Below are 22,683 nucleotides of genomic sequence, written 5' to 3' on the forward strand. Positions count from 1 at the left end.
CGCGGCCCGCGCGCCGTGCGGATGCCCCCGGCCGCCCCCGGTCTCACGGCTCCACGTACACCACCGCCGCGTCGTCCCGCGCCTTGCCGCGCGGGTACGCGGCGCCCGCCGGGTCCGCCGCCTCCGCCGCGCGGACCGCATCGATCAGCGCCTGCGGCCCCTCGCGCGCCACCAGCGCCGCGCACTCCTGCCAGGACCCCTCGCGGAACACCTCCACCCAGCGCCCGGCGCCGTCGCTGAGCGCCGTCAGCGCCCGCACCTCGGACCGCGGGGTGCACCCGGTGACCGCCCGGGCGGCGACCGACGGATCGGCCGCCGCGGTGAAGAACCCGTCCTCGGCGTTGCGCAGCGCCTCCACGGAGCGGACGTACGCACGGGCGGCCGCGGCCCGCCCGGCCGACCCGCGCGGCAGCGCTCGCAGCGCCTCGCGTTCGGCGCGGACCGCCGGGGTCAGCTCGTCGAGCCGGGTGTCGAGCACCGGCGCCACGGAACCGTCCGCGCGCGTCAACAACAGGGCCGAATCGGAGAGTACGAGGTGCTCGACGCTCTCGTCGGACCAGCGCGCGGCGACTACTGTGGCCTGCGGAGTGCGGGGGTGAGAAAGGTCACATGTCGACCGGTGAATGGCGGCCGTACGGGAGATGGCTTCCGCGAGCACCTCAGGGAGCGTCATGTCCCGGTGCGAAACCGACAGTTCGAGCATCGCGCCCCCCAGGCGCGCGGTGAACCACGGGACCGTGTGGAGGCAGCCGTAGTCGCCCTCAGGCGGCGTCACGCCGTCCAGCAGCACCAGACTTCCGCCGTGGCCGGACGCGGGCAGAGCGACGGAAGCGTAGTCCTCGTTTGGGTGTTGGGGATCGCCCGGTGCGACGGCGAGTTCGATGCGCATACCGGGCAGTCTGCCGGAGCGGCGCCGGGTGGCGGCGGTGGCGGCGCGGCGCGGGCGGGTGGCCGCCGACCGGCCGTCAGGCGCCCGCGGCGGGGCGCCCCGTACGGGGGCGCGCGCGGTGCGGGCGGGCATCTTTGCAGGAGCCGACCGGTTCTCCAAACGCACCGCAAGGTTGCGCCGGGTTGCATCGAGAATCGGCCATGCACGGAAGTTGATGGTCAACTTCCGATTGATGTTCACTCATTCGCGTGGCCGGGCAAGTGTTGCCGAGCCACTGCGCGGAGCCGGTGGAAAGGTCGCTTCCCGGATCATGGGGGGCGGGCCGGGACATACGTCGCGCCGCGCAAAGCCGGGCTGTTTCCCTTCGCGGAAGTGTGCACTGCTGCGGTTTCGCGCAGGTTCGCCCCGCGAGCGGAAACCGAGCCGGACCCGCGCGCCACACGGCGTGGGCAGGCGAGACAGGAATGCGAGCAGCGGTGCGGAAGAAGCGGCTTCGGGGCAGCGCAGGGAAGCCGGGAACGCCGGCCCGACCGGTCCCGGTACCGGACACGGGTCAAGGCCCCGGCACGGACGCGAGGACTGGCGGTGACCCCGCGGGCAGGCGCCCCGCGCGGGTGCGCAACCGTCTGATGGGTGCGGTGGCGGTGGTCGCGGTCGCCGTCGCGGGCGCCGGTGCCCCCGGCATCAGCGCGGCGGTGGACGACACCCACACCAGTCAGCGCCTCGTCGACCTCGCCCAGCTCGACTCACGGGCGATAGCGCTGTCCCACTCCCTGGCGGACGAGCGCGACACCATGACGTCGTACATCGCCACCGGACGCGCCGGCAGCACCGCCGCCGGTTACGCACCGCTGCGCGCCCGCGTCGACCGGCAGCTGCGCGATCTGCGTGCCGCCTCCCAGAACGCGTCCGGCGGGACCACCGTCTACGCCGCCGCCGAGAAGCAGCTCGCCACGTTGCCGCAGATCCGTCAGGACGCCCTGGCGGGACCGGCGACCGCGCAGTCCACCTACGAGGCGTACACCCGCGCCCTCCAGGCACTCGGCGCCATCGCCGACGACATCGCCCGCTCGCTGCCCGGCCGTGCGGACGGCGACGACGCCGACACCCGCGCGCTGCCCGCGCTCGGCCGCGCCGTCGAACAGGCCGCCGGGACCCGCGGGCTGCTGCTCGCGGCGCTGCGCGCGGGCGGCCCGCAGCCCCAGCTGACCGCCGCGGCGCAACTGGCCCACCTGCGCGAACAGGGCTCCCTCGCGGACTTCTCGCAGATCGCCGCGGAGCGCACCCAGGACCGCTACGACTCCACCGTCAACGGCGCGGACGTCACCACCGCCGAGCGGTACCTCACCCGCCTCACCGACCAGCCGCACATGGACGCCGCCGACGCGGCGCTCAGCCGTTCGCGGGTGGAGGCCAGCCTCACCGCCCGGATCGACCTGATGCGCGGCGTCGAGTCGGCGCTGGCCACCCAGGAGATCCAGCGCCTGTCCACGCTGCGGGACGACGACGTCACCGCGCTGGAGATCCGGATCGCGCTGGTCGGCGTCTGTCTGCTGCTGGCGCTCGGTGTCTCGATCTCCGCCGCCCGCTCCATGACCCGCCCGTTGGCCGCGCTGCGGCTCGGCGCCAAGCGGGTCGCCGCGGACCCGGCGCACGAGGAGCCCATCGCCTTCAAGGGCCGCAACGACGAGTTCGCCGCCGCCGTCCGCTCCGTCAACGCCCTGCACGCGCAGGTCGCCGACGTGGCCCGGCGCACCGCCGAGCTGGAGGGCGAGCGCGGCCGGCTGATCACCGCCCGCCAGCGCCTGGCCGACGAGCGCGAGGTGCTCGACGGCGAGCGCGACGCGCTGCGGGCCGAGGTCGCGGAGCTGACCGAGCGGCTGGCGACACTGCGCACCGGTGTGCACGGCCGGTACGTCAACCTCGCGCTGCGCACCATCAGCCTGGTCGAGCGGCAGCTCCACGTCATCGAGTCGATGGAGGAGCAGGAGCAGGACCCCGAGGCCCTGGAAACGCTCTTCAAGCTCGACCACTTCGCCGCGCAGATGCGCCGCAACAGCGAGAACCTGCTGGTCCTGGCCGACACCGAACACGGCACCAGCAACGCGGGCCCGGTGCCGCTGCTGGACGTGCTGCGCGCCGCGGTCAGCGAGATCGAGCGCTACGACCGGGTGATCATCCAGTCGCTGCCGCCGCACGCCCAGCTCGCCGGGTTCGCCGCCGACGACATCAGCCACCTGGTCGCCGAACTCCTGGAGAACGCCACCGCGTTCTCCCCGCCGGAGGCCCATGTCGAGCTGTCCGGCTGGCTGCTGGAGACCGGTGAGCTGATGCTCTCGGTGCAGGACGAGGGCATCGGCATGACCGCCGAGCGCCTGGCCGAGCTGAACGAGCGGCTCGCCGACGCGGAGGCCGCCTCGACCTCCGAGACCATCGACGAGTCCCTGGGCCTGGGCCTGTACGTCGTGGTGCGGCTCGCCGCCCGGCACGGCGTCCGGGTGCAGCTCCGCGCCCAGCAGCAGGGCGGCGTGACCGCCGTCGTGGTGCTGCCCGGCTCGATCCTGCCGACCCGTCCCGGCCCGGTGAACACCCGCGCGGGTGCCCCGGCCCCCGGCCCGAGCCTGCCCGGTTCGGTCGCCGAGGCGAACTCCAACGCGCTGCAGACGCGGCTGCCGCGCACCGACCCGTCGGGTCTGCCGAAGCGCGGCGGGGCCCCCGCGCAGCCCGCCGTGGCCCCCGCCCCGCAGGCCGACCCGCTGGTCGCCGCCGCCGAGCGTGCCATCGACGCGGCCGGCCTGCCGGACCGCGGCGCCCCCACGCCGCAGGCCCCCACCGGCCCGCAGGTCCCGGCCCCGCAGGCGCAGGCTCCCCAGGGGCCGATAGCGCCGCAGGCACAGCCCCCGGGCGCGCAGGCCCAGGCTCCGCAGGCGCCCGGCCCGCAGGCGCCGGTCACCCAGGTCGGCCCGGACGCGCCCGGCGGCCGTCCCGCCCCGGCCGGTCCCGTCGCCCCGTACGTCGAGGCGCCCGCCGCCCCGCAGATGCCCGCGGCGGACGGCGGCAGCCCGTACGGTCCGATGTCGTCCGGCCCCTACGCCGCGCCCGGCACCGGCAGCCACCGCAGGCCGCCGGAGCCCGCGGCCCCGGCCGACCCGTACGCCATAGGGCCGGACCAGCACGCCCGGCCCGCTCCGGCCGCGGAGCCCGGCCCGGCGGCCGCGCCGCACACCGGGGAGGCCGCGCCGGACGCCGGGGCCGCGGTGCCCGAGCCGCGCCGTACGGACATGGGCCTGCCCAAGCGCACGCCCAAGGTCGTGACGCCGAAGGCGAACACCGCCGCACCGCGCAAGACCGGCAAGGCCAACGCGGAGGCGCTGCGCCGGCGGCTCGGCGGCTTCCAGCAGGGTGCGCGCTCCGGCCGCCGCGAGGTCGAGGCGGAGTTCGCGGACGGCCCCGGAGGGCCGGCCGCCGCACCGCAGCCCGCGCCGCCGCAGGACGGGGCCGCGCAGCAGACCAGCTCACAGATGGACACCGACGGAGCGGGGGCCCCGGGGATGAGCCACGTTGTCGAGGAGGCACGCGATTGATGGCCCAAGCGCCCATTGCCCACGGAGCAGGCCGGAGCACCCAGGCCCGGAACCTGCACTGGCTGCTGACCAATCTTGTCGACGAGGTCCCGGGGATCCTCTCCGTCGCCGTCGTCTCCTCCGACGGTCTGCTGCTGCTCTCCTCCGACCCCGGTCGGACCGGGGAGGCGGCACTCGCGGAGGACGGTGAGGGGCCCCGCGGCTCCAGCGCCGACCTGGCCACCATCGTCTCGGGGCTCGGCAGCCTCACCTCCGGCGCCGCCAAGCTGATGTCCGGCGGGCTGGTCAAGCAGACCATGGTCACCATGGACGAGGGCAGTCTCTTCGTGATGTCGATCAGCGACGGTTCGCTGCTCGGCGTGCACGCGACACCGGACTGCGACATGAGCATCATCGCCTACCACATGGCGCTCTTCGTCGGCCGTGCCGGACATGTCCTCACCCCCGAACTCCGCAGCGAATTGCGTAAGTCGATGGAGAGCGCCCAGTGAGCACCACACCCCAACTCCCCGTGCGCGGCGGGGACCGCAAACCCGCGCGCGTACGGCCGTATTCACTGACCGGCGGGCGGACCCGCTTCGGTCATGTCCTGCTGGTCGAGACGATGGTGGCGGCGCTCGACGCCTCCCCCGAGCGTCCCGAGCTGACGTCCGGTGGCTGGGGCGACCGGGTCATGCCAGAGATGCGCGCCATCGTGGAGCTGTGCCGCCGGATGCGTTCGGTGGCGGAGATCTCCGCACTGCTCAAGATGCCGCTCGGCGTGGTCCGGGTGCTGCTGAGCGACCTCGCCGACCAGGGAAAGATCCGCGTCTACGGCACCGGTCACGGCACCGGCCGGCCCGACCGCGCGCTGCTGGAAAGGGTGCTGAGTGGACTTCACAGGCTCTGACACGATAACGGCCGGTGCGGCGGGCGCCGACGGCGTGGACCTGTTCGCCGGTGGTGCGCAGTCCGCCGCCGACGTGGGCCTGCAGGGCTGGCAGACCGACCGCTCGCGGGCCCCGATCTCCACGAAGATCGTGGTCGCCGGTGGCTTCGGCGTCGGCAAGACCACCTTCGTCGGCTCGGTCTCGGAGATCACCCCGCTGCAGACCGAGGCGGTGATGACGCAGGCCAGCGCGGAGACGGACGATCTGACCGCCACGCCGGAGAAGAAGACCACCACGGTCGCGATGGACTTCGGCCGCATCACGCTCGACGAGGAGCTGGTGCTCTACCTGTTCGGCACGCCCGGACAGCAGCGCTTCTGGTTCATGTGGGACGACCTGGTGCGCGGCGCGATCGGCGCGATCGTGATGGCGGACACCCGACGCCTCGAGGACTGCTTCCCGGCGCTCGACTACTTCGAGAGCTGCCAGTTGCCCTACGTCGTCGCCGTCAACCACTTCGAGGGGACACCGATGTACGCGGTGGAGGACGTGCGGGACGCGCTGACCGTGCCGCCGCACGTACCCATCGTGATCATGGATGCGAGGAACCGGCCCACGGTCGTCGAATCGCTGCTGGCACTGGTCGGCCACGCGCTGGCCGAAACGCCCGAATAGGCTGCCGCCGGCACCGATCCACCCCTCCCAGAAGCAGCAGCAACGCAGAGAAGAGCACCGCCATGCGGAAGATACTCGTCGTGGGAGCCGGCCAGTCCGGCCTCCAGCTCGCCCTTGGCCTCCAGTCCAAGGGGTACGAGGTCACCCTGATGTCCAACCGCACTTCCGACGAGATCCGCTCCGGCCGGGTCATGTCGACGCAGTGCATGTTCCACACCGCCCTCCAGCACGAGCGCGACCTCCAGCTCAACTTCTGGGAGAGCCAGGCGCCGCGCATCGAGGGTCTGGGCGTCTCGGTCGCCGCCCCCGGCAGCTTCCAGTCGCCCGAGGGCTCGCAGCGCGCCATCGACTGGGTCGGCAAGCTCGACGGCTACGCCCAGTCCGTCGACCAGCGGGTCAAGATGGCCGGCTGGATGGAGACCTTCGCGCAGCGCGGCGGTCAGCTCGTCATCCACGGCGCGGCAGTCTCCGACCTGGACTTCTTCGCCAGCCGCTACGACCTGACGCTGGTCTCGGCGGGCAAGGGCGAGCTGGTGTCGATGTTCGGCCGCGACGCGTCCCGTTCGCCGTACGACACCCCGCAGCGCGCGCTGGCCGTCGCGTACGTCCACGGCATGGGCCCGCGCCCGGAGCACCCCGAGTTCGACGCGGTGCGCTGCAACCTGGTGCCCGGCGTCGGCGAGCTGTTCGTCATGCCGACGTTCACCAACTCCGGCCGTGCCGACATCCTCTTCTGGGAAGGCGTCCCGGGCGGTCCGCTCGACGCGTTCCAGGGCGTCAAGGACCCCAACGAGCACCTGGCGCTCACCCTCGAACTGCTGGAGAAGTTCCTGCCGTGGGAGTACGCGCGCTCCACGAAGGTCGAACTGACCGACGCGCAGGGCACGCTGGCCGGGCGGTACGCGCCGACCGTGCGCAACCCCATCGGCCGGCTGCCCTCCGGCGGTCTGGTCCTCGGTGTCGCGGATGTCGTCGTGGCCAACGACCCGATCACCGGCCAGGGCTCCAACTCCGCCTCCAAGTGCGCCGCGGCCTACCTCGCCTCCATCGTCGAGCGCGGTGACCAGCCGTTCGACGCGGAGTGGATGCAGGCCACCTTCGACCGCTACTGGCAGACCGCGCAGCACGTCACCAAGTGGACCAACGCGATGCTGGCGCCGCCGCCCGAGCACGTGCTGAACCTGATCGGCGCCGCCGGCCAGATCCAGCCGGTCGCGGACCGCTTCGCCAACGGCTTCAACAACCCGGCCGACTTCGAGAACTTCTTCTACGAGCCGGAGAAGACCGAGGCGTACCTCGGTTCGTTCGGCGGCCCGGGGGCCTGACCCCGGACCCTCCACCGCTGCCGTCCGCCGTCCCCGGCTCAGTGCCCGGGGGCGGCGGACGTCGCGTATCCGGCGTCCGCCCGGCCGGACGCCGGGCCGTCGGCGGTCACCTGGCGGGGCGCGGTGTAGCCGGGGACCGGCCGGGCGCCGGGGTCGGGGCGGACCGCGCCGATCGGCGGGTTGGCGGCGAGCGGGGAGATGCGGACGGCGGTGCCCGGGCGCGGGGCCTGGACGACCTTGCCGGCGCCGATGTAGAGCGCCACATGGGTCGCTCCGGGGAAGTAGACGACGAGGTCGCCGGGGCGCAGCCGGTTCAGCGGGACGTGCGGCAGCCGCTTCCACTGCTCCTGGCTGGTGCGCGGGATGGGCCGCCCGGCGTGCGACCACGCCTGCGAGGTGAGGCCGGAGCAGTCGAAGGAGTCGGGCCCGGTCGCGCCCCAGACGTACGGTTTGCCGACCTGGCGCAGCCCGTAGGTGATGGCCCGGTCGCCCGCGGACGAGGGGGCGCCCGCCGCGCCGAGTGCGCCCCGGGAGACCAGCGCCCGCTGTGCGGTGTCGGCGCCGTCGCTCTCCAGCCGGTCGAGGACGGCGAGCTGGTCGTCGGAGAGTCCGGCGAGCAGCTTCTCGACGTCCTTGAGGCGGCTTTGCACGGCCGTCTGCTGCCGGGCCCGCTGTGCGGTCAGGGCGCGCTGCCGGGTGACGGCCGCGTCCGCCTGCCGGGCGAGGGTGTCGGCCTGCCGTGCGCCGCGGGCCATCCGGTCGATGGTGGCGGCGGCCTCGGAGGCGGCGGTGTGCAGCAGATGGCTGCGGTCCATCGCCTGCTCCGGGTCGTCGGCGAGCAGCACCCGGACGTACTGGGCGAGGGTGGCGGGGCCGCCGCCCTGGTACTGCTGGCGGGCGAGCCGCCCGGCGTCGGCGCGGGCCCCGGCGAGCCGGGCGCGGGCCTGCTGCAGCCGGACGTCGAGGGTCTTCGCGCGCGCCTGGGTGGCCTTGAGGTCCTCCTGGGTGGCGTTGTACGCCTCGGTGGACTCCTCGGCGGAGCGGTAGAGGTCCTGGAGGCGGCGGAGGAGGGCGGCGGGGTTGCCGGCGTCCGGGGCCGGGTCGTCCGGGGCGGCGGACGCCTCGGCCGTCGCGGCCGGGTCCGGGGCGGGGGCGGCCGAGGCGGAGGCCGCGGGTCCGGCCAGCGCGGTGGCGCCGAGGAGCAGCGCGGCACCGGCCGCTCGCAGGGTGCGCGACGACCGCGGTGCGGGACCGGACATCAGACCACCTCCGACTCCGACGGCCGGGGCGCCGGGGTGCCCGGTACTCCGGCCGTCGGCCGTATCCGTGACGTGCGAACGCAGGGGATGCTGCCACGGTGGGTGGTGATTTCCGTACGAAGGCGGAAGAAGCGGGCGGCTGACTCACCCGATCGGCGCCGGGTGGACCGGTGCGCGGTGGGCGGGCGGGCGGTCCGTGGGGCTCAGCGGCCGAAGTAGGCGTCGAAGTTCTTCTGGAACTCCCAGTTGTTGAAGCGGTCCCAGTTGATCGACCAGGTCATCAGGCCGCCGAGGTCCGGCCAGGCGCCGTGCGGGGTGTAGCCGCCGCAGTCGGTGTTCTGGGTGAGGCAGTTGAGCGCCTTGGTGACGTCGCCGGTGGAGGTGTGGCCGTTGCCGGCGTTGGGGGAGGCGGGCAGGCCGATCGCCACCTGGGAGGGCTTGAGCGGCGGGAAGACCTTGTCCTTGTCGCCCGCCACGGGGAAGCCGCTGAGCAGCATGTCCGTCATCGCGATGTGGAAGTCGGCGCTGCCCATGGTGTGGTACTGCTCGTCCAGCCCCATGATCGGGCCGGAGTTGTAGTCCTGGACGTGCAGCAGCGTCAGATCGTCGCGGAGCGCGTGGATCACCGGCAGGTACGCGCCGGCGCGCGGGTCCTGGCCGCCCCAGGGGCCGGAGCCGTAGAACTGGTGGCCCAGCTGGACGAAGAAGGTCTCCGGCGCCATCGTCAGCGTGAACTTCTCGCCGTACTTCGCCTTGAGCGACTTCACCGCCGCGATGAGGTTGACGACGGACGGCGTGGTGGGCTTGGTGAAGTCGGTGTCGCCGTCGTTCAGGGAGAGGGAGTGCCCCTCGAAGTCGATGTCGAGGCCGTCGAGCCCGTAGCGGTCGATGAGGGCGCCGACGGATTTCACGAAGGTGTCCCGGGCGGCGGCGGTGGTCAGCTGGACCTGGCCGTTCTGCCCGCCGATCGAGATCAGCACCTTCTTGCCGGCCGCCTGCTTCGCCTTGATCGCGGCCTTGAACTCGTCCTCGCTCTCCACGCCCGGGCACTCGCTCTGCGGGCAGAGCGAGAAGCGGATGTCGCCGGAGGTGGGGGAGGTCGGTTCGCCGAAGGCCAGGTCGATGATGTCCCAGCTGTCGGGGACGTCGGCGAGGCGGGTGTAGCCGGAGCCGTTGGCGAAGCTCGCGTGGAGGTAGCCGACGAGGGTGTGCCCGGCCGCGGCGGCGGGGCGGGCGGCGGCCGGGGCGGGTGCCGGTGCGGCGTGTGCCGGTCCGGTTCCGGCCAGGGCGGTGAGCGCCGCGGTGGTGGCGACGGCGGCGAGCGCGGCGGGCAGCGCGCGACGGCGGCGGGCGCGGCCGGGGCGGGCGGTGCGGGGCGAGCCGGTGCGCATGGTGCTGCTCCTTCGGTCGACGGCGCGGAACGGTGGCACGGGGCGGTGCACGGGCGGTGGCGCGGTGTCGGGGCAGGGAAGCCGCCCCTGAAGGGGTCGATCCGGTCAGGGAGGCGGGGCGGCTCCCCCGGGCAGGAAGCAAACAGGACTAGACCATTGGGTGTCAATGGTCCGGACCAGAGTGGGGTGAGGGTGCGGAGAGGGGGAGTTGGCGGGGCGGGGTGTCACCGGGCGGGCGTGCGAGTGGCGTCGGGAGGTACGTGGGGCGGCCCGCGCCGGGTGGCTCCTCACGGGCGGGGGGCGTGCGGGGGGCGATGCCTGTGCGTGCGCCCCGTCCTCTCAACGCGCCCTGTTCCAGGGCCACTTGATCCGTCGCCGCCCCGCCTCCCCCTCGGGGTCGTACGTGTAGCGCCAGCCGCGGGGCAGGCCGAGGCGGCCGGGTGGGCCCGGGGTGCGGCGGTAGACGTGGACCGTCGGCGGGGTGCCGTCGTCGTGCGGCACCGGCACGGTGTAGACCTTGGGCGGCCGGCCGGTGGCGTCGAGGAGGACCGGCAGCACCCGGCCGTCCAGCGGGCCACCGGTGAAGGGGGTGTTCTCGCTTCTCACGGGGTCAGTGTCACACCGGGTGGGCGGGTCGGGGGCCGGGCGGCCCGCGCCGGGCCCGGGCGTGCCGCCCTCAGAGCAGATGCCCCGCCTTGCCGATCACCGGCAGGGTGCCGCGAGCCAGCGTGCCGAGGCGGCCCTCGCGGGTCTCCATGGCCAGGGCCCGGCGCAGCACCCGGGCCGTCTGCGGGTCGCGCGCCGCCGTGGAGGTCAGCAGCGCGACGAAGTGGTCGACCAGCCAGTCCCGCAGTTCGCCCAGGTCGGGGTGTTTCTCCTCGTCCAGCCAGATCAGCGAGGCGGCCTCCACCGCCGTGATCCACATCCGTACGGTCATCCGCAGCCGCCGCCCCGGCTCCGCCACGCCGAGGTGGTGGAGGATGTGGTCGGCCGCGGCGCGCCGGACCTCGTCCACGATCGCCGACGTCCGGGACGTCTCGACCACGCTGCCGCCCTGGAGCAGCGCGCTGAACCCGGCGTCGTGCTCGTCGACGAAGGCGAGATAGCGGTCGAGGGCGTGTGAGAGGCGCTGGGTGAGCGGGCCGGTCTCCGGTTCGTCGAAGCAGCCTTCGAGGGCGTCGGCGGCGCTGCGCAGCGCCGCCTCGTACAGCTGCTGTTTGCCGCCGGGGAAGTAGCGGTAGACCAGCGGCCGGGAGACCCCGGCGGCGGTCGCGACGTCGTCGAGGGTGACGTCCTCGGGGGCGCGGTGGGCGAAGAGTCCCAGCGCGGCGGCGAGGAGTTGGCTGCGGCGCTGCTCCACGCCCATCCTGCGGTAGGCCGGTCGGGGTACTGCTGGGGCGGTGCCGCTGCCGTTCATACCAGCAGGGTAACGGCCCGGGCTTCGCGGTTGCACAGACGCCCGGGCCGCCGCCCGCCGTGCCGCGCGGATCAGGCCAGCAGGCCGGAGCTGCGCCACAACTTGCGGCCCGCGCCGCGCAGTACGCCGATCTCGTCGAGGAAGTCGGTCAGCCGCTTGGCGCCGGACTGCATCACCTCGCGGCGGTGCCCGCTCGCCCTGACCTGCGCCACGGCCTCGCGCCGGTCGAGACCGACGTTGCTGTAGACCTGCGGGTTGACGAACGCGAGGGAGAAGACCCGCGCCGCCTCGCCCGAGCTGACCCGGGTCAGCTCCCGCTCCCAGCGCGGCGCGGTCACCATCTGCCGCCGCAACTCCTCGCGGGCGTAGCGCACATGGCGCGCCTCCTCGACGACATGGATGCGGGTCACCCCGCGCACCAGGGTCTGCACCCGCTCGTCCGGGAAGGTCAGCCGCTGCATCCAGTCCAGGATCTCCTCGCCCAGCAGGGTGCAGGCGAACGAACCGGGCGTGGTGGAGACGGTCTTGAGGATCCGGGCGAGGTTGTGGTTGAGGCGGGAGACCGGGTACGTGGGCGCTCCGGTGCGGGTGATCAGCCGGGCGAACATCTTCGAGTGGCGGCACTCGTCCGCGATCTCGGTGAGCGCGTAGCGGACGTGTGCGCTGGTCACCGGCTTGTCGTAGATGTGGCGGACCAGCAGCTGCATCAGGATGATCTCGAACCAGATGCCCAACGAGGCGAGTGAGGCGGCCTCGTGGCGGGAGAGGTCCTGCTGCTGCTCCACCGACATCCGGCGCCACAGCGGGGTGTCGTAGAGGGAGACCAGCTCCGGCGGCCAATACCACTTGCCCGCTTCGAGCGGGGCGTCCCAGTCGAGTTCGGCGTCGGGGTCGAAGGAGTGCTTGGCCGAGGAGTCGAGCAGCCGCTCGGCGACCTGCTCGCGGTCCTTGAGCAGCCCGAGGGCGTCCCGCAGCACTTCGGTGTCCGGCACGGTCATCGCGGTCGTCGCGCTCGTCATGGCTGGGCCACCTCGCTCATGGGTTACCAACGGTCACCCCTTATGAGACTGCCTGTCAGTAAGCCCGTCAATCCCTCGCACGCGACTTCTTGACCCGCCGGTAAGGGCGTGTGAGCCTGCAAGGGACCCCGCCGCCGGGCCGTACCGCACGACGCGCCCGCCCGGCAGACGGGCGGAGCGTGACGACAGGCCCCACAGCCCGGTGAGCCGAGGAGACGCCCGTGTCGAGCCGCGAGACCTACACCCGAGAGCCGGACGACCTCCTGTGGGAGGTCCCCGCCGCCGGCGCCGCCCGCTTCAGCTGGGAGTACGACGAAGGCCGCGCCCGGCTCCTCGCCCTCTACCAGAAGGGCAAGGACAAGCAGTGGGACGCCACCACCCGCATCGACTGGGACCAGGAGGTCGACCCGTACGACCCGCTCGGCACCCCCGACGAGGTGACCGCCCTGTACGGCACGCCGTACTGGGACCGGATGTCCGAGCGGGAGCGCGGCTCGCTGCGGCAGCACTTCGCGTCCTGGCAGTTCAGCCAGTTCCTCCACGGTGAGCAGGGCGCGATGGTGTGCGCCGCGCGGATCACCGAGTCCGTGCCGGACCTCGACGCGAAGTTCTACTCGGCCACCCAGGCCATGGACGAGGCGCGGCACGCCGAGATCTACAGCCGCTTCCTCCACGAGAAGGTGCAGCTGCTCTACCCCGTCAACGACAGCCTGCGCGCCCTCCTCGACGACACCCTGCGCGACGCCCGCTGGGACATGCCCTACCTCGGAATGCAGGTGCTCATCGAGGGCCTGGCGCTGGCCGCGTTCGGCATGCTCCGCGACACCACCACCAAGCCGCTGCCGCACCAGATCCTCGCCTACGTCATGCAGGACGAGGCCCGGCACGTCGCCTTCGGCCGGATGGCGCTGCGCGACCACTACCGGCAGCTCTCCGACGCCGAACTGCGCGAGCGCGAGGAGTTCGTCATCGAGGGCTGCTATCTGATGCGGGACCGGCTGCGCGGTGTGGAGGTCCTGGAGAACTTCGGCATACCGCGCGCCGAGGCCCTCGAACTCACCGAGCAGTCGGAGTTCCTGCACCTCTTCCGCAAGCTGCTCTTCAGCCGCATCGTGCCCTGCGTCAAGGACATCGGCCTGTGGGGCCCGCGGTTGCAGCGCGCCTACGCCGACCTGGGCGTCCTCGATCTGGGCGATGCGGAGCTGGACGCGCTGATGGCCCAGGACGAGGAGATCGCCGAGCAGTTGGACGCGCGGCGCTTCGCCGAGGAGGAGGCGGCCCGCACCGCCGAGGTCGCCGCGACGGTGGCGGCGGGCGCCGCGGCGGAGGACGGGGGAGAGGCCGCGGGCGGGACCGGACAGGGCTGAGGCGGGCGGCTCGGGCCGGGCGGGCGCCCCGCCGCCACGGGGGCGCTCCGCCGCGCTGCCCCGCTCAGCCCCCGTCCGCCGCCGCCCGCAACGCCTCGACGTCCAGCTTCTGCATCCCCAGCATCGCCTGCAGCGCCCGCTGGGCGCGGGCCGGATCCGGATCGGCCATCAGCTCCCCGAGCGCATCGGGGACCACCTGCCAGGACAGGCCGTAGCGGTCCTTGAGCCAGCCGCACGGGCCGGTGCGGCCGCCCTTGCCCAGGGCGTCCCAGTAGTAGTCGACCTCCGTCTGGTCCGCGCAGTTGATCAGCAGTGAGATCGCCTCGTCGAAGGTGAACTCCGGCCCGCCGTTGATCGCCGTGTACGCCTGCCCGTCCAGCTCGAAATCGACGGTCAGCACCGTCCCGGCCGGCCGCGGACCGGCCTCGCCGTAGTACGAGACCTGGGTGATGCGGGAGTGGGGGAACACCGAGACGTAGAACTCGGCGGCGTCCTTCGCCTGGGTGTCGAACCAGAGATTCGGGGTGATCCTCGGCATGGTGCACTCCTGCTGTCGGCGGACGGGACGCACGCCCCGCTGACCTGACAACGACCGTGCCACCCGGGGGCGGTGCCGCCATTGGGGTACCCGCCGCCGTCCGGGCGGCGCCTCCGCCACGGGACCGCGCCCTGCCCCTGCGGGCTCCCGCCCCGCTACTCCGCCAGCCCCAACAGCCCCCGCATCCGGCCGTACTTCGCCGCCAGCCGCTCCCGGGTCGGGGCGTCGAGTGCCGCGAGGCGGGCCGGGTCGGCGTTGTGGGCCAGATCGGCCGCCTTGACCAGCAGGGCGCCCGGGGTGGCCAGGACGCGGGCGGCGTAGACCTCGGGCGGTTCACCGGCCCGTTTGGTGACGGCGAGGACCATCGCCCGCACCGCGTCCGGCAGCGCCGTCCGCGCCAGTTCCCCGGCGGAGAGCGCCCCGTCCTCGACGGCGTCGTGGAGCCAGGCCGCGGCGATCTGCTCCGGGCTGCCGCCCCGCGCCCGCACCTCGCGCGCGACCGCCGCCAGATGCTCCGTGTACGGGCGGCCCGCCTTGTCCGTCTGCCCGGCGTGCACCCGCCGCGCCAGCGCCTCGACCTCCGCCGCGGTCAGCAGGGGCGCCGAATCACCGTCAGGTTCCGTCATGCGGTCATTGTGCCGGGGGCGTTCGGGCGGGGCGTACGGGGGAGCGGCCCCGCTCACCGCAGCGCCGCCCGCATCACCGCGCCCGCGATCGGGGCGGCGCCCGAGCCGCCGCTGATCTCGGTGCGGTCGGCCGCCGCGTCCTCGACGACCACCGCGACCGCCACCGCGGGTTGCGCGGCGTCCGCCCGGCGCGCCCAGGAGATGAACCAGGCGTACGGGGTGCCCTCGTTGTGGACGCCGTGCTGGGCGGTGCCGGTCTTGCCGCCGACGACCGCGCCGTCGATCGCGGCACGGTGCCCGCTGCCGTGCTCGACGACGTCCACCATCAGCTCCTGGAGCCGCCGGGCGGTCGCCGGACCCATCGCCCGGACCGGCGCCGGGCGCTCCGGTGCGGCGAGCGCCGTCCCGGACGCGTCGGTCACCTCGTCCACCAGATGGGGCGCGGCCCGCTCCCCGTCGTTCGCCACCGCCGCCGCGACCGACGCCATCTGGAGCGGCGTCGCCGTCGTGTCGTACTGCCCGATCGACGACAGCGCCAGCTGCGCGCGGTCCATCGACGTGTCGAAGGTGCTCGCCGCGACCGGTGAGGGGATACGCGGCCCCCGCCCGTCGAAGCCGAACGCCCGCGCCGTGCGGACCATCGTCGCCAGCCCCGCGTCGACGCCCAGCCGGGCGAAGACGGTGTTGCACGAGACCCGGAACGCCTCCCGCAGCGAGGCGTCCTCGCAGTCGTCCGACTCGTTGACCAGCACGGTGTCCGTACCGGGCAGGGTGTACGGATCGGGGGATCCGGTGGGCTCGTCCGGGTCGGTGACCAGCCCGCTCTCCAGCGCCGCCGCGGCGGTGACCACCTTGAACGCCGAACCGGGCGGGTACGTCTGCCGGATCGCCCGGTTGAGCATCGGCTGCCGCGCCGCCCCGGTCAGCCGCCGCCACGCCGCCGTCACCTCGGGCCCGTTGCCCGACAGCTGCGCCGGGTCGTACGAGGGGGTGGAGACCAGCGCGAGGATGCGGCCGGTGCGCGGTTCGAGCGCGGCGACCGCGCCGGTGCGGCGGCCCAGCCCCGCGAACGCCGCGCGCTGCACCGCCGGGTCGATGGTCGTCGCGACCGTCCCGCCCCGCCGCCGCGCCCGCGTCAGCCCGTCCCACCAGGGGAACGCCGTCAGCCGCGGATCGGTCCCGGCCAGCACCCCGTCCTCGGCGCGCTCCAGCAGCGAGGTGCCGTACGTCTGCGAGGAGAAGCCGGTGACCGGTGCGTACAGCGGCCCGTCGATGTACGTCCGCTCGTGCCGCAGCCGCCCGCCGCTGTCGTGCGAACCGGTCACCGGCCGCCCGGCGACGAGCACCGCACCGCGCGGCTCGGCGTACCGCGCGATCTGCGCCCGGCGGTTGGCCGGGTCGGCGGCCAGCTCCGGTGCGCGGAAGACCTGCACCCACGCCGCGTTGCCCAGCAGCGCGACGAAGAGCAGCAGACAGAAGACGGCGGCGTGCCGGGTGCAGCGGATCACCGGCCCGCCTCCGGGGCGCGCCCGGCCACCGCCACCGCCTCGGTCCCGACGGTGTCCGCCGGCCCGTCCGGGGCGTCCGGCGCGTCCCCGGGAGGCCGGCGGGCCCGGTCGCTGAGGCGGATCAGCAGGGCCACGATCAGCCAGTTCGTCACCAGTGACGAGCCGCCCTGGGCCAGGAACGGCAGCGCCATCCCGGTCAGCGGGATCAGCCCCATCACCCCGCCGGCGATGACGAAGACCTGCACCGCGGGGAGCGAGGCGAGCCCGACCGCCAGCAGCCCGCCGAACGGGTCGCGCAGCCCGAGCCCGGCGCGGAAGCCCCGCGCCACCAGGATCGCGTAGAGCAGGAACAGCACGGTCAGCCCGGCGAGCCCCAGCTCCTCCCCGAACGTCGCCAGCAGGAAGTCGGACTTCATGGCGAAGCCGATGAGGTACGAGTCGCCGCGGCCGAGTCCGGTGCCCAGCAGCCCGCCCGCCCCGAACGCGTACAGCGACTGCGCCAGTTGCCCGGGGCCCGCGCCCGTCGCGAGACCGGCGAACGGATGCAGCCAGTCCGCCACCCGGCTGTGCACATGCGGCTCCAGCACCGCGACGGCGGTCGCGCCCGCACCGGCCAGCAGCAGCCCGACCGCCAGCCAGCCCAGCCTGCCGGTCGCCACGTAGAGCAGGACGACGAAGATGCAGAAGTACAGGAGCGAGGTGCCGAGGTCGCGTTCGAGGACGAGGATGGCGACGGTCAGCAGCCAGACCGCGGCGACCGGGCGGAGCATCCGCAGCGCCGTGCGCCGCGCCGCGCCGGGGCCGTCCGCCGGGGGCGCCGTGCGGTGGGCCGCGAGCCGCGCCGCGAAGAACACCGTGATCAGCACCTTCGCGAATTCGCCCGGCTGGATCGAGAACCCGGCGAGCCGGATCCAGATCTTGGCGCCGTTGACCGCCGGGAACGCCAGCGGCGCGAGCATCAGCGCCAGCGCCAGCGCCGCGCACACCGGCCCGTACCGCGCCAGCCGCCGGTGGTCGCGCACCAGCAGCACCGCCGCCGTGAACAGCGCGATCCCGACCGCCGACCAGACCAGCTGGGCCGGTGCCGCGTGGTGGCCGGGCGTCGCCAGGTCCAACCGGAAGATGAGGACCAGGCCGAGCCCGTTGAGGAGGACGGCGACCGGCAGCAGCAGCGGATCGGCGTGCGGGGCGCCGCACCGCACCGCCAGATGGGCCAGGAGCGCGAGGGCGCCGAGCCCCGCGCCGTACCCCGCGGCGCCGGCGGGCACCGCGCCCCGCACCGTCAGCCCGACGACGGCGTACCCGCAGACGCTGATCAGCACCGCACCGGTCAGCAGGACCAGCTCGACGCCGCGCCGCCGGGAGACCGGCGGGCGCGGCGGCGGCCGGTCCGCCGCCGGGGCGGACGACGCCGGTTCCGGGGGCGGGGCCGTTGCCGTCATCCTGGCAACGTAGCAAGTAAGGCGGCTTATATGTGTTATGTCGGATCCTGTGCTGCTCATGTCGGAATGCCATGACTTCCGGGGTAATTCCGGTTCGTCCCTCGGGAGGGAGTGAACCGTGGTGGCGGCGGAGTGCGGGATTCCGACGGAGGACGGCGGATCGTCGTGCCGGGGAAGGGCACGCGTACGCCCCGCGCGGACAAACGGAGCCCGCACTCCGGGCAACTCCGTACCGGAAATCGACGTCCTGGTTACGGAAGTTCAGGCGTGGCCCGGGTCGTACGGGAGAGGTGGATGAAGGTCGCACGGGGGGTCGGGGGAATTCCAGGGTTGTCCCCGACGCATATCAGGGCCGTTGGGCCCTCGGCGCCGCCTGGGGCGCTTTGTAAACTCGACGCGAAAGACAAGGGCCGAGCGCGTCACGCCGGCCGCGGGCGACCGGCGATGCCGGCCGACGTCACGGACCCGCGCCGTGACCGCCGCAAGCGAGGGGCCGGGGGTGCCGGAGAAAACACCCCCTACGGCGTACGGCGGCACTGTGCACGCCGGGCGGACGCCCCGCGCTTCCTCGGTCCCTCCGGGCCGCCGAGTGCGGATGACCGTCCCCCTCGACGAAAGGCAGTATCAGCGTCATGACGACACTCCGTTCCCGGATCATCGCCTGGGCCGGCCGCCTGTATCTCGCGCGCACCCGGAAGAAGGGCTTCGATCTCTCGCGGATGTCCTTCCTTCCCGAATCCGTGCTGATGCCGCTGCGGCGCGACGGACTCGACCCGGTGCCCGAGCTGGGAGCCGTCCGGGAGAAGGAGCCCATCACCAAGCTGCCGGTGCCGATAGCCGCGAACGTCTGGCTGGTCACCGGCTACGACGAGGTCAAGGCGGTGCTCGGCAAGGCGAACGCCTTCAGCTCGGACTTCACCCACCTCGTCGGCAAGGCGGGCGCGGAGGCGGAGCAGAACCCGGGCGGACTGGGCTTCGCCGACCCGCCCGTCCACACCCGGCTGCGGCGGCTGCTCACCCCGGAATTCACCATGCGCCGCCTGAGCCGCCTCACCCCGCGTATCCACGAGATCGTGGAGGAGCGGCTGGACGCGATGGAGCAGGCGGGCAAGGACGGCGAACCGGTCGATATCGTCCAGGCTTTCGCGCTGCCCATTCCCTCCCTGGTGATTTGCGAACTCCTCGGCGTGCCCTATGAGGACCGCGCGGATTTCGAGCGGCTGAGCGCCGCGCGCTTCGACCTCTTCAGCGGCGCCAACGCGTCCTTCGGCGCCATATCGGAATCCCTCCAGTATTTCCGCGAGGTCGTCAAGAAGCAGCGCAAGGACCCGGGTGACGGTCTCCTCGGCATGATCGTCAAGGAGCACGGCGACTCCGTCAGCGACGAGGAGCTGGCCGGCCTCGCCGACGGCGTCCTCACCGGCGGCTTCGAGACCACCGCGAGCATGCTGGCGCTCGGCGCCCTCGTCCTCCTCCAGGACCCGGACCACTTCGCGGCGCTCAAGGACGGCGACGAAGCCGTCGAGCGGTACGTCGAGGAGCTGCTGCGCTACCTCACCGTCGTCCAGGTCGCCTTCCCGCGCTTCGCCCGCGAGGAGCTGGAGATCGGCGGCGTGCGGATCGCCGCCGGCGACGTCGTGCTCTGCTCCCTGAGCGGCGCGGACCGCGACGGCGGCCTCGGCCCCGACATGGAGCGCTTCGACCCCGAGCGCAACGTCCCCTCCCACCTCGCCTTCGGCTACGGCATCCACCGCTGCGTCGGTGCCGAGCTGGCCCGGATGGAGCTGCGCGCGGCCTACCCGGCCCTCGTCCGCCGCTTCCCGACGATGCGCCTCGCCGTCGAACCGGAGAACCTCAGCTTCCGCAAGCTCTCCATCGTCTACGGCATCGACTCGCTGCCGGTGCACCTGGGCGGCTGAGCCCCCGCCCCGGAGCGTCACCCCGGCGCGCCCGTCCCGTTGATGCGGGCGGGGGCGCCGGGGTGTGGTGCATCCGGGGCCGGGCGGGCGGCCGGAGACGGACGCAGGGGCGGAGCGGGGTCGGGGGCTGGGGCGAGCCGACGGGCCGCCGGTACGGGCCGGCCGGCCGCCTCCACCCGCTCGCCGGTGGGCCGCCGGGCGCCCCACCGCTCACCGACCGGCCAACTCCCCTTACTCCATGCTGACTTGACGGATCCCCGTTGCCCGGCCCCTCCCCGCCCCATACATTGATCGCGCCCATCCGGCTCCACCCGCCGTACGGTCGGCGGGACTTGGGAGGATCCATGCGCATACGCGCCTCCGTCCGCACCTCCGGCCACCGGCGCCCCGCGCCCCTGCGTGCCGCCGCGGCCGTCGGGGCGGCCTTCGCCGCCACCCTCGCGCTCACCGCCGCCGCGCCCGCCGGCGCCGCACCGGCTCCGGCCGCCCGCTCCGCGCAGCCCGTCGAGTACTTCACCGGCCCCGGCGGCCACCCCCACCACACCACCGTGCCCGCCTCCGCCCCGCTCGCCCCGGCCGCGCGCACCTCCATCGCCGCCGACGGCGACGTCACCTCGCTCGTCAAGAACGGCCCGGTCGCCGACAAGCTCGACGTCGTCTTCATCGGCGACGGCTACACCGCCGACCAGCAGGAGGACTTCCACAAGGCCGCCCGGGCCAAGTGGGAGAAGATGACGGCCGTCGAGCCGTACGCCTCGTACACCGAACTTTTCAACGTCTGGGCCGTCGACGCCGTCTCCCACGACTCCGGCGTCTCCGGCGACCCGACCCAGGACGTCGTCCGCAACACCGCCCTCGGCTCCGCCTTCTTCTGCGGCAACACCGAGCGGCTGCTCTGCGTCGACACCGCCAAGGTCGAGGCGTACGCCGCCAAGGCCCCCGCCGCCGACCTCGTCGTCGTCCTCGGCCACTCGTCCAAGTACGGCGGCGCCGGGTACAACGACGTCTCCTCGCAGGTCGGTTACGACGGCATCGCCACCGCCTCGTCCGACAACGACCAGTCCGACCAGATCGCCGTCCACGAGACCGGCCACTCCCTGGGCAAGCTCGCCGACGAGTACGACTACGGCCAGGAGGGCACCTACACCGGCCCCGAGCCCACCGAGGCCAACCTCTCCACCCTCGGCGCGGACGCGATGAAGTCCCAGCAGAAGAAGTGGTACCGCTGGCTGGGCCAGGAGTCCCCGGACGGCGGCAAGGTCGGCGCGTACGAGGGCGGCGGCTACTACGAGAAGGGGCTCAACCGCCCCACCGACAACTCGATCATGCGCACCCTGGGGCGGGAGTTCAACCTCCCCGGCCGTGAGGCGATGATCGCCGGGTTCCACCGCCATGCCACCTCGCTCACCGCCGAGGTGCCCACCGGGCGGCCGCTCGCCCGCAGCGGCGCCCTCCGCGTCACCCCGATGCCGGGCGCCACCCCGCGCTGGTACGTCGACGGCCGCGAGGCCCGCTCCGCGCGCGGCGCGACCACGGTGCGCCCCGCCGCCCTCGGCGTCCCCGCCGACGGCCGCCGCCACACCGTCACCGTCCGCGCCACCGACCCCACGGACGCGGTCCGCGACCCGTCCCTGCGCGACCTTCTCACCACCGAGTTGAGCTGGCGGGTCAGGGGCTGAGCGGCCGCGCCGCACAACCGGCGGGGGCGGGCACCCGGGAGCAGCTCCCAGGTGCCCGCCCCCGCTCGCGTAGGCGCTCGCCCCTCACCGAGGCTTGATCTCCATCGGCCGCCCGCCGCCCGGCAGCGCGAGCACGCCCGGGCCCTGCAGATCACCGGCGTGCCAGGCACCCTGTTCGAGGGCCTCGGGCCATTGGCGTCGGGGGCGGGTCGCGCGGGTGGACATGTCCCGGGTCCATTCGTCCGCATCGCCAAGGCGCAGCCGCACCGGTACGCCGATGTCCTTGTTCCGGGGGATCTGCCGGACCTCTGCCACCGGGCGCCACGGGTGAGCTTCCAAGAGACGGCGGATGCGCTTCAGGGCGCGCAGGAAGATCACGTAGTAGCAGAGGACGAAGAAGTAGACGAGGAGGATCAGGCCCCCGACCAGGCCGAGCAGATCTCCGGCCCCGCGACCCCGGCGCCCGCTCCACTTCACGTCGGACAGCGCGATGACGCCGAACTCGTCGAGCAGTGTGAGTGCGATGAAGGCCCCCACGTACAGGACCGTCCAGCCGGTCAGGAGGAGCCGCACCCGCCGCCGCTCCGCAGCCCAGGCGGACCGCGTCCCCGCGTCCTCGAAGGCGGCCGTGTCCGGAAGGGTGTGTCCCGCAGACGTCACCAGAAATTCCCCCTTTTCGAGCATCAGCCCTGCGGTGCCGAGTGGGAACCGTTCAGCGGGCCCGGAGATTACGAATGTTTGATGGCTGCTATACCTTAGCCTGGCGTCGCATCGGGCGGCACGCGGGTGCACCAAATGCCCCTCGTGCGGCGTATGTTCACTTCGTTTGCTGGGGGAGAAGAGGTTTTCCGGTGTCCGACGAGTTCAAGGTGGATCTCACACAACTCGCATCATTCGGCCGGGTGTTGAAGAGGTCCGTATCGGATCTGGAGAGTGCGCGCAAAGCCCTCTCGTCCGTCAGTACCGAACAGATCGGGACGGCGCGGCTTGACGAGGCGTGTGAGACCTTCCAGGAGCATTGGAAGTACGGCACCGGTGAGCTGAAGAAATTGATCGAGGCGGTCGACGAGGGAGTGGACAAGACCGCACTGAGCTACAAGGAGCTGGAGAGCAACCTCTCCAAGGCGCTCAAAAAGATGCACGACCACGAAGCCGCCAACGCGGGGGAGCGCTGAG

Annotated in this window: 19 protein-coding genes and 1 pseudogene; 9 read left to right on the forward strand and 11 right to left on the reverse strand. The window is 73.4% G+C overall.

The annotated features are described in order from the left end of the window. Positions 1 to 43: 43 nt before the first annotated feature. Positions 44 to 889, reverse strand: coding sequence for a hypothetical protein (locus ACZ4U4_RS08585; protein WP_467870933.1), 846 nt, complete (start codon positions 887 to 889; stop codon positions 44 to 46). 614 nt (positions 890 to 1,503) lie between these two features. On the opposite strand from ACZ4U4_RS08585, the gene ACZ4U4_RS08590 reads away from it, so the two are divergent. From ACZ4U4_RS08590 to ACZ4U4_RS08610, 5 genes are all read left to right on the forward strand, one after another. Continuing rightward, a complete protein-coding gene (locus ACZ4U4_RS08590; RefSeq protein WP_467870440.1) occupies positions 1,504 to 4,473 on the forward strand; it encodes a nitrate- and nitrite sensing domain-containing protein in 2,970 nt (989 codons plus the stop codon). After that, positions 4,473 to 4,964, forward strand: a complete 492-nt coding sequence (locus tag ACZ4U4_RS08595; protein ID WP_467870442.1) for a roadblock/LC7 domain-containing protein — start codon at positions 4,473 to 4,475, stop codon at positions 4,962 to 4,964. The genes ACZ4U4_RS08590 and ACZ4U4_RS08595 overlap by 1 nt, the downstream gene beginning before the upstream one ends. Continuing rightward, entirely contained in the window at positions 4,961 to 5,362 is a 402-nt protein-coding gene (locus ACZ4U4_RS08600; protein WP_467870445.1) for a DUF742 domain-containing protein, read from the forward strand. Before ACZ4U4_RS08595 ends, ACZ4U4_RS08600 begins: the two co-directional genes overlap by 4 nt. A gap of 34 nt (positions 5,363 to 5,396) precedes the next feature. Then, on the forward strand, positions 5,397 to 6,017 hold the full coding sequence (locus ACZ4U4_RS08605) for a GTP-binding protein (protein WP_467870935.1): 621 nt from the start codon (positions 5,397 to 5,399) through the stop codon (positions 6,015 to 6,017). A 62-nt stretch (positions 6,018 to 6,079) separates the two neighbouring features. Next, entirely contained in the window at positions 6,080 to 7,342 is a 1,263-nt protein-coding gene (locus ACZ4U4_RS08610) for a styrene monooxygenase/indole monooxygenase family protein (RefSeq protein WP_467870447.1), read from the forward strand. A 38-nt stretch (positions 7,343 to 7,380) separates the two neighbouring features. On the opposite strand, the gene ACZ4U4_RS08615 is transcribed toward ACZ4U4_RS08610, so the two are convergent. The 5 genes and pseudogenes from ACZ4U4_RS08615 to ACZ4U4_RS08635 form a co-directional block, all read right to left on the reverse strand. Next, positions 7,381 to 8,601 carry a C40 family peptidase gene (locus ACZ4U4_RS08615; protein WP_467870449.1) on the reverse strand — a complete coding sequence of 407 codons (1,221 nt, stop codon included), beginning with the start codon at positions 8,599 to 8,601 and terminating at the stop codon, positions 7,381 to 7,383. Between the two features lie 203 nt (positions 8,602 to 8,804). Further along, positions 8,805 to 9,812 (reverse strand): annotated as a pseudogene (locus ACZ4U4_RS08620) (chitinase); the annotation flags it as partial. A gap of 519 nt (positions 9,813 to 10,331) precedes the next feature. Continuing rightward, positions 10,332 to 10,598: a hypothetical protein gene (locus ACZ4U4_RS08625; RefSeq protein WP_467870452.1), complete on the reverse strand. Its 267-nt coding sequence runs from the start codon at positions 10,596 to 10,598 to the stop codon at positions 10,332 to 10,334. Between the two features lie 70 nt (positions 10,599 to 10,668). After that, positions 10,669 to 11,409 carry a TetR/AcrR family transcriptional regulator gene (locus ACZ4U4_RS08630; RefSeq protein WP_467870454.1) on the reverse strand — a complete coding sequence of 247 codons (741 nt, stop codon included), beginning with the start codon at positions 11,407 to 11,409 and terminating at the stop codon, positions 10,669 to 10,671. Between the two features lie 71 nt (positions 11,410 to 11,480). Then, positions 11,481 to 12,428: an AurF N-oxygenase family protein gene (locus ACZ4U4_RS08635; protein ID WP_467870456.1), complete on the reverse strand. Its 948-nt coding sequence runs from the start codon at positions 12,426 to 12,428 to the stop codon at positions 11,481 to 11,483. Positions 12,429 to 12,649: 221 nt separating this feature from the next. Between ACZ4U4_RS08635 and ACZ4U4_RS08640 the strand changes: the two genes are divergently transcribed. Further along, the gene (locus tag ACZ4U4_RS08640; RefSeq protein ID WP_467870458.1) at positions 12,650 to 13,795 is read left to right on the forward strand and encodes a ferritin-like domain-containing protein; all 1,146 of its coding nucleotides are present in this window, start codon (positions 12,650 to 12,652) and stop codon (positions 13,793 to 13,795) included. 64 nt (positions 13,796 to 13,859) lie between these two features. On the opposite strand, the gene ACZ4U4_RS08645 is transcribed toward ACZ4U4_RS08640, so the two are convergent. From ACZ4U4_RS08645 to ACZ4U4_RS08660, 4 genes are all read right to left on the reverse strand, one after another. Further along, positions 13,860 to 14,333, reverse strand: a complete 474-nt coding sequence (locus tag ACZ4U4_RS08645; protein WP_467870460.1) for a VOC family protein — start codon at positions 14,331 to 14,333, stop codon at positions 13,860 to 13,862. Positions 14,334 to 14,488: 155 nt separating this feature from the next. Further along, a complete protein-coding gene (locus ACZ4U4_RS08650; RefSeq protein ID WP_467870463.1) occupies positions 14,489 to 14,959 on the reverse strand; it encodes an HD domain-containing protein in 471 nt (156 codons plus the stop codon). Positions 14,960 to 15,012: 53 nt separating this feature from the next. After that, positions 15,013 to 16,467, reverse strand: coding sequence for a penicillin-binding transpeptidase domain-containing protein (locus ACZ4U4_RS08655; RefSeq protein ID WP_467870465.1), 1,455 nt, complete (start codon positions 16,465 to 16,467; stop codon positions 15,013 to 15,015). Next, on the reverse strand, positions 16,464 to 17,909 hold the full coding sequence (locus ACZ4U4_RS08660) for an FtsW/RodA/SpoVE family cell cycle protein (RefSeq protein ID WP_467870468.1): 1,446 nt from the start codon (positions 17,907 to 17,909) through the stop codon (positions 16,464 to 16,466). The genes ACZ4U4_RS08655 and ACZ4U4_RS08660 overlap by 4 nt, the downstream gene beginning before the upstream one ends. 632 nt (positions 17,910 to 18,541) lie before the next feature. On the opposite strand from ACZ4U4_RS08660, the gene ACZ4U4_RS08665 reads away from it, so the two are divergent. Together ACZ4U4_RS08665 and ACZ4U4_RS08670 are read left to right on the forward strand one after the other, a co-directional pair. Further along, complete coding sequence (locus ACZ4U4_RS08665) at positions 18,542 to 19,828, forward strand: cytochrome P450 (RefSeq protein WP_467870470.1); 1,287 nt, start codon at positions 18,542 to 18,544, stop codon at positions 19,826 to 19,828. Between the two features lie 344 nt (positions 19,829 to 20,172). Then, positions 20,173 to 21,507 carry a M64 family metallopeptidase gene (locus tag ACZ4U4_RS08670; RefSeq protein ID WP_467870472.1) on the forward strand — a complete coding sequence of 445 codons (1,335 nt, stop codon included), beginning with the start codon at positions 20,173 to 20,175 and terminating at the stop codon, positions 21,505 to 21,507. A gap of 84 nt (positions 21,508 to 21,591) precedes the next feature. Here the strand turns inward: ACZ4U4_RS08670 and ACZ4U4_RS08675 are convergent, their stop codons facing one another. Beyond that, positions 21,592 to 22,167, reverse strand: a complete 576-nt coding sequence (locus tag ACZ4U4_RS08675; protein ID WP_467870476.1) for a hypothetical protein — start codon at positions 22,165 to 22,167, stop codon at positions 21,592 to 21,594. Positions 22,168 to 22,409: 242 nt separating this feature from the next. Between ACZ4U4_RS08675 and ACZ4U4_RS08680 the strand changes: the two genes are divergently transcribed. Continuing rightward, a complete protein-coding gene (locus ACZ4U4_RS08680; protein WP_467870478.1) occupies positions 22,410 to 22,682 on the forward strand; it encodes a hypothetical protein in 273 nt (90 codons plus the stop codon). Position 22,683: the final 1 nt, after the last annotated feature.

It is taken from the genome of Streptomyces sp. NPDC029159 (genome assembly GCF_055564055.1).